Origin of the sequence: Marinomonas sp. CT5, from assembly GCF_018336975.1 — a bacterium.
Classification (GTDB): Bacteria; Pseudomonadota; Gammaproteobacteria; order Pseudomonadales; family Marinomonadaceae; genus Marinomonas.
On record NZ_CP025572.1, the window covers coordinates 1,140,389 to 1,156,267 of the forward strand.

The following is a 15,879-nucleotide window of genomic DNA, read 5'->3' on the forward strand; positions in this document are numbered from 1 at the left end:
CATATTTAGCTTAACTTTCGAGACTTGTGTTTTTTAAAATATGTACCTTTTCGCCATTCTTTTCCATTTGAGAAAAGGTTTTAGCATAGCCATTTGTAGCATTAGCATGTTCTCGCATAATGGCTTCTGCTCGGCTCCCTTGGCCATGGCTAATGGCATCAAATACGGCATGATGTTGCATATGGGCAAAGTTGAAGCGTCTGTACTCTTGGATTAAGTTATTGCGATCAAAGGCTAGGGCGCTAACGGAGGCAAAAGGGAGATGTTCGTTTCGGCTTAAGGCTTCACCTATGGCTGGGTTCAGGCTGGCTTCTATGATGATCTGATGGAAACGCTGATTCATATCATGGTATATAGCAAGGTCTTGCTCGTCGATACTGCCTTTGGCAAATAGCTCATCACCTTGTTTTAATAGCCTGAGTAATTCATTAGATTGAGCGCTTGATAGTGTATTTTCAGCGGCTTGTCTTGCCGCCAGTCCTTCCAACACTCCTCGTACTTCAATAGAGCCGCTTATCTCCGCCTGAGTGACTTGGCGGACGATATAGCCACGGCCGGATAGTTTTGTTAGTAAACCTTCTTGCTCTAGGGTCCGAAAGGCAATGCGTACGGGAGTGCGAGAAACGCCAAGTTGTTCTGCTGTAGGTATTTCAGCAAGGCGTTGCCCTGACTCCAGTTCACCGGACAAAATCATTTGTCTTAATCGACTAATTACTTGTTGTCCAGGTTTACTCATTGTTCTTACCTCAATGTCTTTATATAGAAAATGATCATAGCGTAAATTTCAGTGGAAAGGTAATTATTGGATCCAATGAATAAGCTTTTATTTATCAGTTATTTAAGTCTGTTTCTATTATTCATTATAGATTAGATGGATCCAATTAATGCATAACCATATTGTTTTTTGATTTATTTTGTCTATATTGGATCCAATAAATAAAAATAAAAGCAGGAGAATTCTAATGAGTCAGCAAACCTTCCCTAAAAATATGTGGTATGTCGCAGCGATGTCTGAAGAGGTGGCGGGCAGCAAACCTCTTGGTCGTAAAATTTGTGGTGAAAGCATTGCTTTTTATCGTTCTCATGATAATGAAATCGCTGCGGTGTTGGATTTTTGTCCACATCGTGGGGCGGCCTTGTCATTAGGTTATGTCGAAGACGGTCTTTTAGTTTGTGGTTACCATGGCCTAAAAATGGGCGCTGATGGTAAAACCAAAGAAATGCCTTTGCAGCGCGTTAAAGGTTTTCCTTGTATGAAATCTTATGCTGTTGAAGAGCGTTATGGTTTTATTTGGGTTTGGCCTGGTGATCAATCGCAAGCTGATAAAGAATTAATCCCTCACTTGGAATGGGCTGAAAATCCTGAATGGGCCTATGGTGGTGGTTTGTATCACATCAATTGCGATTATCGCTTAATGATTGACAATCTAATGGATCTGACTCATGAAACCTATGTTCATGCCAGCAGTATAGGCCAGAAAGAAATTGATGAGTCACCTGTAGATACCAAAGTAGATGGTGACAAGGTGATCACTAGTCGCTTTATGGAAAATATTATGGCGCCACCTTTTTGGAAAGCTGCACTGAGAGGAAATGGCTTAGCGGATGAGGTGCCGGTGGATCGTTGGCAGATTTGTCGCTTTAGCCCACCTTCGCATGTAATGATTGATGTTGGTGTGGCTCATGCTGGTAATGGCGGTTTTGAGGCTCCAGCTGATAAAAAAGCCAGTAGTACAGTAGTCGACTTTATTACACCTGAAACAGAAACAACTATGTGGTATTTCTGGGGAATGGCTCGTAATTTCAAGCCAGAGGATCAAGCATTAACGGATACGATTCGTGAGGGACAAGGTACTATTTTTGCTGAAGATTTAGAAGTATTGGAGCGTCAACAGGAAAACTTATTAGCTTTCCCTGACTTTGACTTGCTCAAGTTAGATATCGATGCTGGTGGTGTTCAGTCAAGGCGAGTGATTAATCGAATTATTGCGAAAGAACAGTCTGCAAAAGAGCAAGCTAAGACGTCATCATCTCAGTCAAATGCACCGCTTCAAACAGCCTCATTTTAATTGACAATAATGGCAGGGGAGTGTTTTAGATGCTCTCTTGTCATATAAAAATAAGAAGTTAGGAGTATTTGATGATTCCGGTAGTAGTAAGAAACGTGGTAACCGAAGCGTTGGGTGTTGTTCGGTTGGTATTAGGATCTGAGGATGGTACAGATTTGCCGAGCTTTGAGGCTGGAGCACATATTGATATTCATTTGCCTAGTGGTTTGATTCGACAATATTCATTGTGTCGCATGCAAGCTGAAGGGCAGTATTATGAAATTGCCGTATTAAAAGATCCGCAATCAAGAGGTGGCTCCGCAGAGGTGCATCGCTTGAAGATTGGTGACTCTTTGTTGATTAGTGAGCCTAAAAACCATTTTCCATTGGTGGATACGCAACGCCATAGTGTATTAATAGCGGGCGGTATCGGTGTGACCCCTATCTTACCAATGGCTCAAGAGTTGCAGAAAAAAGGCTTATCCTTTGAGTTTCATTATTGCGCCCGATCTCCAGAGACAGCCGCTTTTTCATCCGCATTAAAAAACGCTTCTTTTGCCGATAAAATGCATTTCCACTACAGCGAGGTAGCAGGATCTAGTCAAATGGATGTGGTGAATGTTTTGACTCCTCATTCAAGTAATGCTGAATTATATATTTGCGGCCCAGCGTCTTTTATTGATTACGTGTTACTACAAGCGAAAATGCTAGGGTGGCCAGAAGACAGATTGCATCGAGAGTTTTTTGCGGCACCCGCAACCGATGAAAATGTGAGTGAGAATACGGCATTCAAAGTAATGATTCACAGTACCGGAGAGGTGTTTGATGTTGAGTCAGACCAAAGTATTGTTGAAGTTTTGGACAATAATGGGGTTTTTGTTGCTGTCTCTTGTGAATCAGGTGTATGTGGTACTTGCCAAACTGGCGTCATCGGCGGTGTGCCAGATCACCGAGATGTCTTTTTAACCAATAAAGAGCATGCGCAAGGAAAACTGGTAATGCCTTGTTGTTCTCGGTCTAAGACGCCTGTTCTTGAGCTAGACTTATAGACTCTTCTTAGAATACTTCGCCTTTCTTAATACTTCTCTTTCACTCAATGGAAAACAACTGTGTTTTACATTGAGTGAAATGCCTTCCGATGGTATTATTTCCCCCCGTCCTGAAGGTACATTTTTGTGTGCTTTCAAATCTCATTTTTTTATATTTGTAAGGCGGGTTAAACACTCATGGCGACACGATACATTTTCGTTACAGGCGGTGTAGTATCATCTCTTGGTAAAGGTTTGGCAGCAGCATCATTAGCCGCTATCCTTGAATCTCGCGGTCTAAAAGTCACCATGTTAAAGCTAGATCCATACATCAACGTGGATCCAGGCACCATGAGTCCTTTCCAGCACGGTGAAGTCTATGTTACTGAAGACGGAGCCGAAACTGACCTAGATTTAGGTCACTATGAACGTTTTATCTCCACTAAAATGGGTAAGCGTAATAACTTCACCAGTGGTCGTGTTTATCAACATGTTCTTAAAAAAGAGCGTCGTGGTGAATACCTTGGTGGAACCGTTCAAGTTATTCCTCATATTACTGATGAAATCAAACGTCGTGTTATTTCTGGTGCCGAAGGGGCTGATGTCGCTTTGGTTGAGATCGGCGGTACCGTTGGTGATATTGAATCACAACCTTTCCTAGAAGCCGTTCGTCAGCTTAAAGTTGAACTCGGTTCTCGTCGTGCTTTGTTCATGCATCTAACTTTAGTGCCTTACATCCGTACTGCTGGTGAAACCAAAACTAAGCCAACACAGCACTCTGTAAAAGAACTTCGTTCTATCGGTATTCAACCCGATATTCTGATTTGTCGTTCTGAAGTGTCTATTGAGGCGCCAGAGCGTAAGAAAATTGCCTTGTTTACTAGTGTAGAAGAGCGTGCCGTTATTTCTCTTCCTGATGCTGATACTATCTACCGTATTCCTCAGATGTTGAACGATCAAGGTCTAGATAGTTTGATTGTTGAATACTTCAATCTTGACTGTAATATGCCAGATTTGGATATCTGGAACAAAGTTACACAAGCTAAATTGAATCCAGAAAAGCAGATCAATATCGCCATGGTTGGTAAATACATGGAGTTGTTGGATGCGTACAAATCGTTAATCGAAGCCATGGATCACGCTGGTATTCACGCTCGTACTAAAGTGAAGTTGCATTACATTGACTCTGAAAACATTGAGGAAAATGGTACTGAAGTATTAAAAGGAATGGATGCGATTCTTGTTCCTGGTGGCTTCGGTGAGCGTGGTGTAGAAGGTAAAATTTTAACGGCTCAGTATGCTCGTGAAAACAAAGTACCTTATCTCGGTATTTGTTTGGGTATGCAGGTAGCGGTAATCGAATTTGCTCGCAATGTGGCAAATTTAGCCGGTGCGCACAGTACCGAGTTTAATCTAAAAGCAGAGAACCCAGTTGTTGGTCTGATCACAGAATGGACTAATGCAGAGGGTTCCAAAGAAATCCGGTCAGAGGAATCCGATCTAGGTGGCACTATGCGTCTTGGCGCGCAGAACTGTAATCTTACTGAAGGTACAAAAGCCTTTGAAGCTTATGGAGAAACTGTGATTAAAGAGCGTCATCGCCATCGTTATGAAGTGAACAACTTTTATGTTGATGCATTGGAAAAAGCGGGCTTAACGATCTCTGGTCGTTCAGAAGACAACTCTTTGGTTGAAATGGTAGAGATTGCCGATCATCCTTGGTTTGTGGCTTGTCAATTCCATCCAGAATTCACTTCTACCCCTAGATATGGACACGGCCTGTTCAGTGCCTTTGTACATGCGGCACTAAAATACGCAGGAAAAGAAAAATAAAGAGCAAACAGGCAGTTTGTGATTTTTCATCTATTTAAAGAGGTTTGTTATGAGTCAAATCGTTGATATCAAAGCCAGAGAAGTTTTAGATTCTCGTGGTAATCCTACTGTTGAAGCTGATGTGATTTTAGCGGATGGCTCTGTAGGTTCAGCGTGTGCACCGTCTGGTGCCTCTACCGGTTCTCGTGAAGCTTTAGAATTACGTGATGGAGACAAAAGTCGTTATCTTGGCAAAGGCGTTTTGAAAGCGGTTGCTGCGGTTAACGGTCCAATCCGTGATGCTTTGATCGGCAAAGATGCCCTTGCTCAAGCTGAATTAGATCACATTATGATTGATCTAGATGGCACAGAAAATAAATCTACTTTTGGCGCTAACGCTATTTTGGCGGTTTCTTTGGCTGCTGCGAAAGCGGCGGCAATCTCCAAAAAAGTACCACTTTATGCCCACATTGCCGATATCAATGGTACGCCAGGCGTTTATTCTATGCCTGTGCCTATGATGAACATCATCAATGGTGGTGAGCACGCAGACAACAACGTTGATATTCAAGAGTTCATGATTCAACCCGTTGGTGCGCCAAACTTTCGTGAAGCTTTGCGTTACGGTGCTGAAATCTTCCATGCACTTAAGAAAGTTCTAAGCGCTCGTGGTTTAAACACAGCGGTAGGTGATGAAGGTGGTTTTGCACCAGACCTTGCTTCTAATGCTGAAGCGCTAGCGGTTATTAAAGAGGCGATTGCCGCTGCTGGTTACGAGCTAGGTAAAGATATTACACTGGCGATGGACTGTGCATCCTCTGAATTCTATGAAGATGGCAAGTACAACATGAAAGGTGAAGGTAAAGTCTTCACGTCAGAAGAATTCTCTGACTACTTAGCCGAGCTTTGTAATGAGTACCCAATTGTTTCTATCGAAGACGGCCAGGACGAATCTGACTGGGAAGGTTTTGCCTACCAAACCAAGATCCTTGGTGACAAAATTCAGTTGGTGGGTGACGATCTTTTCGTTACAAATACGAAGATTTTGAAACGTGGTATTGATGAAGGTATCGCAAACTCTATCTTGATCAAATTTAACCAAATTGGCTCTTTGACTGAGACATTAGAAGCCATCAAGATGGCGAAAGCAGCAGGTTACACTGCGGTTATTTCTCATCGTTCTGGTGAAACGGAAGATGCGACAATTGCCGATCTTGCTGTGGGTACGGCAGCAGGTCAAATTAAGACCGGTTCTCTATGCCGCTCTGACCGCGTTGCTAAGTACAACCAATTGCTACGCATTGAAGAGCAACTAGGTGGTAAAGCGCCTTACAAAGGCCTTTCTGAGATCAAAGGTCAGGCGTAATACCGTCTGATTTCATAAAGGGAGAACTTGGTTCTCCCTTTTTTTATTTTTTTTTGCTCCAATTCCTTCGATAATAAGGAATGTTTTTTTAAGATGCTGAGGGTGTTATATGGCACGTTTGTTAATTTTCTTGTTCGTCTGTGCCGTGGGCTATCAATCGTATCATTTATATTTTGGTGAGCAGGGCATCAAGCGTCAAGAAGAGCTAGCAAAGCAGATTGCCTATCAAGAGCGCATTAACTTACGTCTTAAACAAAGAAATCAGGCACTTAGAGCTCAAGTTCATGATCTTCGCCAAGGTGAAGAGGCGGTAGAAGAGCACGTGCGTAGTGAACTTCAATATATAAAAGATGGTGAAGTGTTTTATCGTATGGTGAATAAAAAATGATGAATCCTATGTGGGTTATCATCCCTGCTGCCGGTGTTGGTCAGCGTATGCAAGCGAATTGCCCAAAACAATATCTCCCTCTTGCTGGGCAAACCATTCTTGATCGTACTATCGCTATTTTTCTGTCTCATCCGTTAGTTGCCGGTGTGCTGGTTGGCCTAGGTGAGAGTGATGGTTATTGGTCAGACTCAAAGTGGTATGAGCACCCATCCGTTCATCGCTTTGTGGGAGGTGAAGAACGCAGTGATACGGTTCAGAAAGGTTTGGAATATTTGTTAGAAACATTAACTGAGCAGCAAGGTGATGTCTTAGTTCATGATGCGGCTCGACCCTTATTGAGTCAAAAAGCACTTAACCGAATTATTAATCATAGTTCTGAGCAAGGTGCGCTTTTGGCTATGCCTGCCAAAGATACAGTGAAGCTTCAGGTGGCAGATCAGCCAGTCGTCGATGCGACTCTTGATCGTAATGCGATCTGGTTGGCACAGACGCCACAAAAGTTTCCCGCAAAGGCTTTGTTAGATGCTTTAGAAAAAGCGCAAGAGGACGGCGTTACAGTGACAGATGAATGCTCTGCAATGGAATTTGTAGGTTGGCACCCGGATCTTGTTGTGGGGGAAAGCAGCAATATCAAAATAACTTTACCGGAAGATTTATTAATCGCTGAAGCGCTATTTTCTTATCTTTCAGGTTCTGACCTTTCGAATTGATGTTATTCAAGTTGAAACAATAAGTGCAATTCATAGCACAGGAGAAAATATCATGATGCCGTTTCGTATTGGCCATGGTTTTGATGTTCATAAATTTGGTGAGGGTGAGCAGATTGTCATTGGCGGTGTGTCCATCCCTTATTCTCAGGGGCTTATTGCTCATTCAGATGGTGATGTGGCCTTGCACGCTTTAACAGATGCTTTATTAGGTGCGGCTGCTTTGGGAGACATTGGAAAACATTTTCCTGATACCGATGCTGCTTTTGCGAATGCTGATAGCCGAATATTACTCAAGCGTGCCTACCAAGAGATACAAGCTCTTGGTTTTTATGTTGGCAATGTGGATGTCACTATTATGGCTGAAGCGCCGAAAATGCGCCCACACATTGATGCGATGCGTGCCAATATTGCTGAAGACTTAGGAATAGATATCAGTACGGTTAATGTGAAAGCAACAACGACAGAAAAGCTTGGCTTTACAGGGCGAAAAGAGGGGATTGCGGTAGAGGCCGTTGCGCTTATTTTTAATCAAGCGCTTTTGAATCAGACTTTTCTTAATCAAGGTAATGTATGAATACCGAATGGCGATATGCTTGGTCTAAGCCAACTGTGAAGGGGGACTTGAAAACCCATGTGCAGGATTTTTATGTTGAAGAGCAACTAGGTTTCGAGCCGGATGGCAAGGGCGAGTTTTGTTTTGTGTTTATCGAGAAGGAAGGGGTAAATACCGATTTTCTTGCCAAGCGCTTGGCTCAGCTGGCTGGTATTGCGCCAAACAAAGTAACCTACAGCGGTGTAAAAGATCGCCATGCTTGTACGCGCCAGTGGTTCTGTTTGCATGTGCTAAACCAAGAGCCTGACTTATCGACGATTCAGGAAGCATTCAGAGCGCCTGAAAGTGTTCGCGTGGTAGCGCAATTACGACATTCGAAAAAGCTTCGTACCGGTGCGCATTTAGCGAATCGTTTTGTGATTCGGCTACGTGAAATTAATGGTGACTTAGATGAGTTAGAAGGGCGTTTGAATCTGATAAAACAAGCGGGAGTGCCTAATTATTATGGCCCACAGCGCTTTGGGATAAACGGTAATAATTTGCACAACGGCAAGGAGTTTGTCCTGCAAGGGCGGCAAAGCCGTCGTAAATTATCAAAGACAGAATCCTTTTGGTTATCTGCGATTCGTTCTTGGTGCTTCAATGAAGCGTTAAGTGATCAGGTTGAAAATGGTATGTGGATGCGATTGTGTGATGGTGATATTGCCCAGTTTCAGCATAAGGATGAGCAATTTCGTGTGAAAGAAGTGGATGCCCTTATGTACTTAAGTGTCCTACGCGGCACCGTTAGCCCTGTATTACCTATGATTAGTGAAGGTTGGGAAGCGGGGACGGGGCCTCAGCGTGAAAAAGTGATGAAGCAGTCTTTATCAGAGCATGGTGAATTGATTGAGGCGCTGTTTTCATTTGGTCTTTCAAGAGACAGTCGTCTTGCGCGTTTAGTGCCAATGAATATGGCGTGGGAATTGCTAAGGGAAAAAGATTGTGCACAGTTGATCGTAGAATTTTCTCTACCAAAAGGATGTTTTGCGACCAGCTTATTGCGTGAAATGATTGATTATACGGATAAGTCAGTAGAGAAGTATCATGAGAATATTGATCGCTAATGATGATGGACTAGATGCGGTTGGTATACAGACATTAGCCAGCCATTTAGAGCGTGAATACACCATTTTAGTTGTTGCCCCAGATCGGAATCGCAGTGGAGCGAGTAATTCTTTAACGCTTTCTCGCCCAGTCCAACCGATTCGGGTTGTGGAAGGGCAATATCGGGTCGATGGAACACCGACAGATTGTGTCAACTTGGCGTTGTCTGGGGTGATTGATGGCGATGTGGATTTGGTCGTTTCTGGGATTAATCATGGTGCAAATTTAGGCGATGACGTGATTTATTCTGGAACGGTCGCAGCGGCGATGGAAGCTCGTCATTTAGGGCGTCCTGCGTTGGCTGTTTCTTTGGTTGGAGACAAGCACTTTGAGACGGCTGCAAAAGTGATTATGCAGCTTCTAAAGGACTCTCATACTCTAGCATTGCCGAGTGGTATTTTGTTGAACGTCAATGTGCCTGATGTACCATATAGCGAGTTAAAAGGAATACAAGTGACACGCTTGGGATATCGACATAAGGCGCAGGCGCCTATTTCAGCTCAGCATCCAAGAGGATTGCCAAGTTTCTGGATTGGTGCTTTGTCTGAGCCTCACGATATATCAGAAGGAACTGATTTTCATGCAGTAAAGAATGGTTATGTTTCTATCACGCCAATCCATACGGACATGACGTGTTATGAAGCAAAATCTCCTCTTGAAAAATGGACCGACACTGTAATGCTATGAGCCTACATAATCTCAATTGGTTAGTCTCCCACACTGAACCCAAAGCCTCTAAGATGGTTGATCAACTTAGAGAGCATGGGATTGCCCATGAAGAGTTATTGGCCCTGATGGGGACGATTCCGCGCCATGAGTTTGTTGAGCCTGCGTTTTCGCATTTGGCCTATTCTGCTACGTCACTTCCTATAGGCCGTAATCAAACCATTAGTCAGCCACTGACTGTGGCGAGAATGACTGAATGGCTTTTGTTGTATTCTCGTCTTGGCCGGGTGTTGGAAATTGGCACTGGTTCGGGTTATCAGACTCGTATTTTGTCGCACTTTTTTAATAAAGTGCATACGGTTGAGCGTCAGCAATTTCTATACTTTCAGGCTAAGCAGCGCTTATCGGCCATGGGGATTAATAACGTAGAGTATCTATTTGGCGATGGACAGAGTGGATGGCCTAATAAAGTTGAGATGGATGCTGTTATTATTACCGCAATGGCTAGCAGGATTCCGTTAGCTTTAACGGATTGTTTGAAACAACAAGGTGTTTTAATTATGCCTATTGATCTTCCAACCCCACATATAGGTTGTTGGCGAAAAGAAGGGGATAGGTGGAAATGTTTAGGTACAGAGTCTGCGTATTTTGTACCCTTATTAGAAGGAATGGTTCATGCCTAAGTGGCTGAGAGTGTATTTAAGTGGTGTATTAATGGGTGCGGCTGATGTTATACCTGGCGTTTCTGGTGGAACCATCGCTTTTATTTTAGGGGTTTATGATCGTCTTATTCACTCTTTGAGTGGTGTTAATAAAACCAGTATTACTATGTTATTCAAAGGGGATATTAAAGCTTTGTGGCGTCATTTTGATGGTGCTTTTTTGTTGGCATTAGGTGCCGGTATTCTTAGTAGTATTTTTTTATTAGCCGGTCTGATTACCCATTTGTTAGCGACCTATCCTAGTTATCTTTGGAGCTTCTTTTTTGGATTAATTCTGGCTTCTGCTTACTTTTTGATTAATCAGATTGCAGGATTTTCTTTTCGTCACTTTGTTGGTTTGCTGTTTGGTATAGCTCTTGGTGCAAGTTTGTCCTTGCTTGTTCCAACTCAATTAAATACTTCCTATACCATGGTTTTCTTTTCTGGGATGATCGCAATTTGTGCAATGATATTACCTGGTATTTCTGGCAGCTTCTTATTGCTTATGCTCGGTATGTATGGATTTGTTTTGTCAGCCATTAAAAGTTTGGATTTTGCTGTAATTATTGTGTTTGCTGCTGGTGCTTTGATTGGTTTGCTAAGTTTTTCTAAAATTCTTAATTATTTGCTTAATCATGTTAGGTCCATGACTTTGTCATTTCTCACAGGTGTTATGCTTGGAGCCTTAGTAAAAGTTTGGCCTTGGAAGGTTACAGACACTTGGAGTGTCATTGGGCACAAAAAGCTTCCTTTGGAAGAGCATCTTATTTTACCTTGGAACCTGAATGATTTTTATTGGCCATTGGATTTATTGCTGCCATTAGTGTTTGTTTTTGTCGGCTTTATGAGTGTGATTCTTATTTCTAACATATTTTTACGAAATTCAGACAAATAGTAATAATCTATTTATATCGAATATTGAGGTAAAGAATTATCTTCCTTGGACTCAGTAAAATGTATAATTTTCCAATGTCGATTTATTTAATTAGTCGGCTTGTTTTTTTATGCTTTTTATTAACTGGGTGTTCTTACGAAGTGTTGCATTATTCGGCAAAAAGTGACCGAACTTACGCCTCAAATAATGCGAGCGTTTCCTCAATACCTTCTTCAGGGATTCACCGTGTTAGTCGCGGTGAAACCCTTTTCTCTATTGCTTTTCGGTATGGTTTAGATTATCGAGAATTGGCTAAACTAAACCATATTGATGCGCCATATATTATTTATCCTAAGCAAAAAATTCGTCTTGATGGTGCAGGTAAAGCGACATCAAATGTGGCGTCAAGGTCGAAAAAAACGGTGTCTTCCGCTCCTCAAAAAACAACCAAATCTTCAAGAAAATCGTCCCCTGTTGTTTCCGTTGAGTCTCCTAATAATTCATCTAAAGTCGATGTTAAGAATGACAAAATTACCAGTGGATGGTCTTGGCCCATTGATGGACGAGTAATTAGGGGGTTTTCAAATGCTGGTGTTAGTAGTAAAGGTATAGACATCAAAGCTAAACAAGGAGCATTGGTAAAAGCCGCTGCAGATGGAACCGTTGTTTACGCTGGTAGTGGTCTGATCGGTTACGGTAATTTGGTAATTGTGAAGCATAATGATGTTTATTTAAGTGCTTATGCTTACAACGAAAGAATTCTTGTAAAAGAGAAACAAAATGTTCGGGCTGGTGATTCACTGGCGGTTGTCGGTGGAAAAGGGGATGATAGACCATTGTTGCATTTTGAGGTGCGCCGTGATGGCCAGCCAATTGATCCTTTAGATGTTTTACCCAAAATAAATTAGGCAAAAATTAGCGTTTTAAGGAGGGGACATGAAGTTTGCAAATATGGATAAAGAAGCAGCTAAGTTAAATGGAACAGCAGATTTTGATTTTGAGGCAATCGAAGCCTTTGATGAGGGTGAAGAATTAGTTGATGAAGAGTTTGAGTCTGCGGTCAGTGCGCGTTATGCGGATGCAGACTCAAGTCGTAATCTCGATGTTACTCAGCTGTATTTGAGTGAGATTGGCTTTTCACCACTATTATCGGCGGAAGAAGAAGTTTACTTCTCCCGTTTAGCTCTCAAAGGTGATGAGAACGCACGTAAGCGTATGATTGAAAGTAATTTGCGTTTGGTTGTAAAAATCTCTCGGCGTTACTTAAATCGTGGTCTATCACTTCTAGACCTCATTGAAGAAGGCAATCTTGGGTTAATTCGAGCTGTTGAAAAATTTGATCCTGAAAGGGGCTTTCGTTTTTCGACTTATGCGACATGGTGGATTCGACAAACAATTGAGCGCGCCATAATGAATCAGACTCGGACTATTCGTCTGCCAATTCATGTGGTGAAAGAATTAAATGTCTATTTGAGAGCGGCTCGAGAGTTAACCCAAAAATTGGATCATGAGCCAAGTCCTGAAGAAATCGCGGATATGCTCGATTGTCCTGTTGAAGATGTACAGAAAATGCTCGCTCTTAATGAAAAAGTGAGTTCAATCGATACAACCTTTGGTGGGGAAAGTAATGATAAAGGCTTGGTTGAGATACTGGCAGACACTTTGCATCAAGGGCCAGAAGCCGATCGTCAGGATGGTGATATATTAAATAGTATCGAACATTGGCTTGATGAGTTAACTGAGAAGCAATGTGAAGTCATTACACGGCGTTTTGGCTTAAGAGGGCATGAAGCGAGCACATTAGAACATGTTGGCGCTGAAATAGGTCTAACAAGGGAGCGTGTGCGTCAGATTCAAGTTGAAGCGCTGCGTAAACTACGTTTGATCATGGATAAAGAAGGACTATTGCTTGAAGATGTTATTCGGTTTGATGAATAAACAGTAGAAAGCAGGCATAAAAGACCCGGCGACGGGTTTTTTTATGCCTGCTTTTTAATTTTTAGGTATTCATATAGTCTCTGTTGGACTGACAATATCAATAATATGTTGTTTGATTTGTTTTTTGTATTTGTCTGACATGCCTTTTACTTCGTAGGCTAAAATTTCTTTGCCATTCTCTTCTATTATTTCGGGAAGGCCAGTAAAAACACGGTTTTGTATATGAGATAAAGTGAAGATGTCATCACTAATAACCAGCTTATTAATGCTTTCTGACTGACTAAGTTGGTGAATATCGCTCAAAATGCTTTCGATTTTATCTGGCTCGAAGCGATTTTCTTTTACCATATTCGAAATTTGCGTGTTGCCTTGATGTAACCCTAAATGGAAGTTTAGTTTAGGGATATCCGCATAAAGTTCGTTTTCCAATAAGTTCTCTACGAGCCCTAAAAAGAGTTGTGCGGTACTGACTGCATTAATATAAAGATTATCTTCACAGGTTTGTGCGCTAAAAAGAACAATAACTGAATCGTTCTTGTACTGATGAACTTGACCCAAATAAATATCGCTGGCTTGGAATATGGCTCGATATAAGGGGGTTAATAAGTTTGCGACTTGCAGTGGTGTCATTCCTTCATGCCATTCTTCTAAATTAAGTATGTCAAAATAGAGAATGCAGCTACGCTGTCTTGACTCCTCAAATATTGCATCGAAATTTATTTCAAACTGTGGTTTCTGAGGTTCGTCGGTAGCTTCTTCTTGCTTTGCAATTTTTTGAATAGCTTCTGCTGGTGGCTTAATAGCCTGTATCTCAGTAACGGCTTGTACTAGCTCTCTTGCTTCTTTGTATCTCGGTGTGGAAGGTAGTGTGAGCTTTCTGCCTTTTGTGTAGGCCATAAGTGCTGAAGAAGCTTCGTTAATGGGGGAGAACAACCATTTGGTGATTAGGACAATCAGTAGTAAGGCAATGGTACAAGTAAAAATAGCCACACCAATAAGAAGGTGGTTTAAGTGTTGTAATGTTGCTTGAGCAGGGGTTTTGTCTAGAGTTATTAATACATGACCGACGATTTCATCTCTGAATTTTATACTTGAGCTATATACCCTTTGTTGATCATTTGGGCGAAAATCTTGTTCAGATGCCGTTCCTGAATTACCACTGTCAGCTTCAGCAAGTAGTTCGTCTTTTTTGTTATAAACTCGAGCACTCAAGATATTTTCATCTACAACTAAGCGATTAAGTAGAACATTAAGACTTAATAAATCATTGGTTAAGATAGATTGCGTGGCATTAAAAGCCGCTTGGGTAGCTAAGCTGCTCCCTAGAACCTCTGTTTGTTGAGACAAATAGTTTCCCAGCGCCTGAGTCATGGTGTACCAAAAAATACAGACGGTTAGGATCATAAGCGAAATGAACGTCGCTACAGTGACAACAGATGCACTGAGTTTTTTATGCACGAAAGCAGTAATTGCCTTAGTTTTTGGTTGGGTGTCCATTAACTTCCTTTGGGGTAACTCAAATGACAATGACTAAAGTATACACATCATAACGGCCATTTTCTGAATTCTTTAAAGTAGAACAGGTGCTTAGCGAAAAGAAAACGATTTGCTATAGTAAGCGCCTTATTGAATTAGGAGCCGTTATGTCTGCCAGTATTACTCTTATTGGTTCTGTGAACCCTGAATATCTTAATAAATTTAACGCTTGGTTGGATGCACGCGATTTGCAAGGATCAATTCGTTTGCTGACAGACGCTGAAGATAGCTTTTCTGTTGTGCAGCTTGTATTAAGCACAAGCGCTATAGAAGATTCTTCTGTTCGTGCCGAGCTTTTGGCTTTATCTAATGAGACAGGTATCGACCATATTTATCAGTCATCCATGTTAGATATTAAAACGCCAGGTGTTGCTGTATTCGATATGGACTCCACTCTGATCAAAGCTGAAGTAATGGATGAACTTGCTGTGGAGGCCGGTATTGGTGAGCAAATCTCGGCTGTGACGGCCAGTGCCATGCGTGGTGAAATTGATTTTGTGGAAAGTTTTGTCCAGCGTCTTGCTTTACTAAAAGGTTTGAGCAGTGAAGTCATGGATGGTGTGTACAAAAGAATTCAACACATGGATGGCATTTCAACCTTGATGAAGGTGTTACATCATTATGGTTGGCATACCGCCATTTTATCTGGCGGCTTTACTTATTTTGCAGATCGTGTTCAAGCTGAATATGGTATGACTGAGGTACATGCTAATGTGCTGGAAATTATCGATAACCAGCTTACGGGCAAACACTTAGGTGCAATCGTTGACGGCGAACGTAAAAAGTTATTATTAACTGAGATAGTCGCTACACAAAATATAGATTGGCAACAAACGATCGCTTGTGGGGACGGTGCTAATGATCTGTTGATGTTGAACCGAGCTGCTTTAGGCGTGGCCTTGCATGCTAAGCCTTTGGTTAGAGAGCAGGCTCCATGCCCAATGAACAACTTGGGTCTGGATGGTATTTTGTATTTGCTCGGAATGACATCTGAAGAGATTCGTGAATTGACAGATTAGTTGGTTGTTGTAGTGAATGAAGCCCCTGTTTACTGAGGGGGCATGTAATTTTTTGTTCGTGCCTTAGAGACTTCTATTGCTGGCCCTCGAAAGC

At 41.9% G+C, this 15,879-nt stretch carries 16 protein-coding genes; 14 read left to right on the forward strand and 2 right to left on the reverse strand.

The features are described 5' to 3' along the window. Nucleotides 1-10: 10 nt before the first annotated feature. Nucleotides 11-736: a GntR family transcriptional regulator gene (locus tag C0J08_RS05415; RefSeq protein WP_212655087.1), complete on the reverse strand. Its 726-nt coding sequence runs from the start codon at nucleotides 734-736 to the stop codon at nucleotides 11-13. Between the two features lie 226 nt (nucleotides 737-962). Here C0J08_RS05415 and C0J08_RS05420 point away from each other — a divergent pair, with 226 nt between their 5' ends. From C0J08_RS05420 to rpoS, 13 genes are all read left to right on the forward strand, one after another. Beyond that, nucleotides 963-2,069 (forward strand): aromatic ring-hydroxylating dioxygenase subunit alpha, encoded by a 1,107-nt coding sequence (locus C0J08_RS05420; RefSeq protein ID WP_212655088.1) that lies wholly within the window; start codon nucleotides 963-965, stop codon nucleotides 2,067-2,069. A gap of 71 nt (nucleotides 2,070-2,140) precedes the next feature. Continuing rightward, nucleotides 2,141-3,097 carry a PDR/VanB family oxidoreductase gene (locus tag C0J08_RS05425; RefSeq protein WP_212655089.1) on the forward strand — a complete coding sequence of 319 codons (957 nt, stop codon included), beginning with the start codon at nucleotides 2,141-2,143 and terminating at the stop codon, nucleotides 3,095-3,097. Nucleotides 3,098-3,274: 177 nt separating this feature from the next. Continuing rightward, nucleotides 3,275-4,909: a CTP synthase gene (pyrG, locus tag C0J08_RS05430; protein WP_212655090.1), complete on the forward strand. Its 1,635-nt coding sequence runs from the start codon at nucleotides 3,275-3,277 to the stop codon at nucleotides 4,907-4,909. Nucleotides 4,910-4,958: 49 nt separating this feature from the next. After that, nucleotides 4,959-6,254 (forward strand): phosphopyruvate hydratase, encoded by a 1,296-nt coding sequence (gene eno / locus C0J08_RS05435; RefSeq protein WP_212655091.1) that lies wholly within the window; start codon nucleotides 4,959-4,961, stop codon nucleotides 6,252-6,254. A 109-nt stretch (nucleotides 6,255-6,363) separates the two neighbouring features. After that, the gene (locus tag C0J08_RS05440) at nucleotides 6,364-6,642 is read left to right on the forward strand and encodes a septum formation initiator family protein (protein ID WP_212655092.1); all 279 of its coding nucleotides are present in this window, start codon (nucleotides 6,364-6,366) and stop codon (nucleotides 6,640-6,642) included. Continuing rightward, entirely contained in the window at nucleotides 6,639-7,352 is a 714-nt protein-coding gene (gene ispD / locus C0J08_RS05445) for a 2-C-methyl-D-erythritol 4-phosphate cytidylyltransferase (RefSeq protein ID WP_212655093.1), read from the forward strand. Before C0J08_RS05440 ends, ispD begins: the two co-directional genes overlap by 4 nt. Before the next feature lie 52 nt (nucleotides 7,353-7,404). Next, nucleotides 7,405-7,926, forward strand: coding sequence for a 2-C-methyl-D-erythritol 2,4-cyclodiphosphate synthase (ispF, locus tag C0J08_RS05450; RefSeq protein WP_212655094.1), 522 nt, complete (start codon nucleotides 7,405-7,407; stop codon nucleotides 7,924-7,926). Next, nucleotides 7,923-9,011 (forward strand): tRNA pseudouridine(13) synthase TruD, encoded by a 1,089-nt coding sequence (gene truD / locus C0J08_RS05455; protein WP_212655095.1) that lies wholly within the window; start codon nucleotides 7,923-7,925, stop codon nucleotides 9,009-9,011. The genes ispF and truD overlap by 4 nt, the downstream gene beginning before the upstream one ends. Next, nucleotides 8,992-9,738 carry a 5'/3'-nucleotidase SurE gene (gene surE / locus C0J08_RS05460; protein ID WP_212655096.1) on the forward strand — a complete coding sequence of 249 codons (747 nt, stop codon included), beginning with the start codon at nucleotides 8,992-8,994 and terminating at the stop codon, nucleotides 9,736-9,738. Before truD ends, surE begins: the two co-directional genes overlap by 20 nt. After that, nucleotides 9,735-10,400, forward strand: coding sequence for a protein-L-isoaspartate(D-aspartate) O-methyltransferase (locus tag C0J08_RS05465; RefSeq protein WP_212655097.1), 666 nt, complete (start codon nucleotides 9,735-9,737; stop codon nucleotides 10,398-10,400). Before surE ends, C0J08_RS05465 begins: the two co-directional genes overlap by 4 nt. After that, on the forward strand, nucleotides 10,393-11,313 hold the full coding sequence (locus C0J08_RS05470) for a DUF368 domain-containing protein (RefSeq protein WP_212655098.1): 921 nt from the start codon (nucleotides 10,393-10,395) through the stop codon (nucleotides 11,311-11,313). Before C0J08_RS05465 ends, C0J08_RS05470 begins: the two co-directional genes overlap by 8 nt. 59 nt (nucleotides 11,314-11,372) lie before the next feature. Beyond that, the gene (locus tag C0J08_RS05475) at nucleotides 11,373-12,200 is read left to right on the forward strand and encodes a peptidoglycan DD-metalloendopeptidase family protein (RefSeq protein ID WP_249344522.1); all 828 of its coding nucleotides are present in this window, start codon (nucleotides 11,373-11,375) and stop codon (nucleotides 12,198-12,200) included. Nucleotides 12,201-12,228: 28 nt separating this feature from the next. Then, complete coding sequence (rpoS, locus tag C0J08_RS05480) at nucleotides 12,229-13,230, forward strand: RNA polymerase sigma factor RpoS (protein ID WP_212655099.1); 1,002 nt, start codon at nucleotides 12,229-12,231, stop codon at nucleotides 13,228-13,230. Between the two features lie 69 nt (nucleotides 13,231-13,299). Here the strand turns inward: rpoS and C0J08_RS05485 are convergent, their stop codons facing one another. Then, entirely contained in the window at nucleotides 13,300-14,727 is a 1,428-nt protein-coding gene (locus C0J08_RS05485) for an AhpA/YtjB family protein (protein ID WP_212655100.1), read from the reverse strand. A 146-nt stretch (nucleotides 14,728-14,873) separates the two neighbouring features. Between C0J08_RS05485 and serB the strand changes: the two genes are divergently transcribed. Next, nucleotides 14,874-15,785, forward strand: coding sequence for a phosphoserine phosphatase SerB (serB, locus tag C0J08_RS05490; RefSeq protein WP_212655101.1), 912 nt, complete (start codon nucleotides 14,874-14,876; stop codon nucleotides 15,783-15,785). The last annotated feature ends 94 nt before the right edge of the window (nucleotides 15,786-15,879 follow it).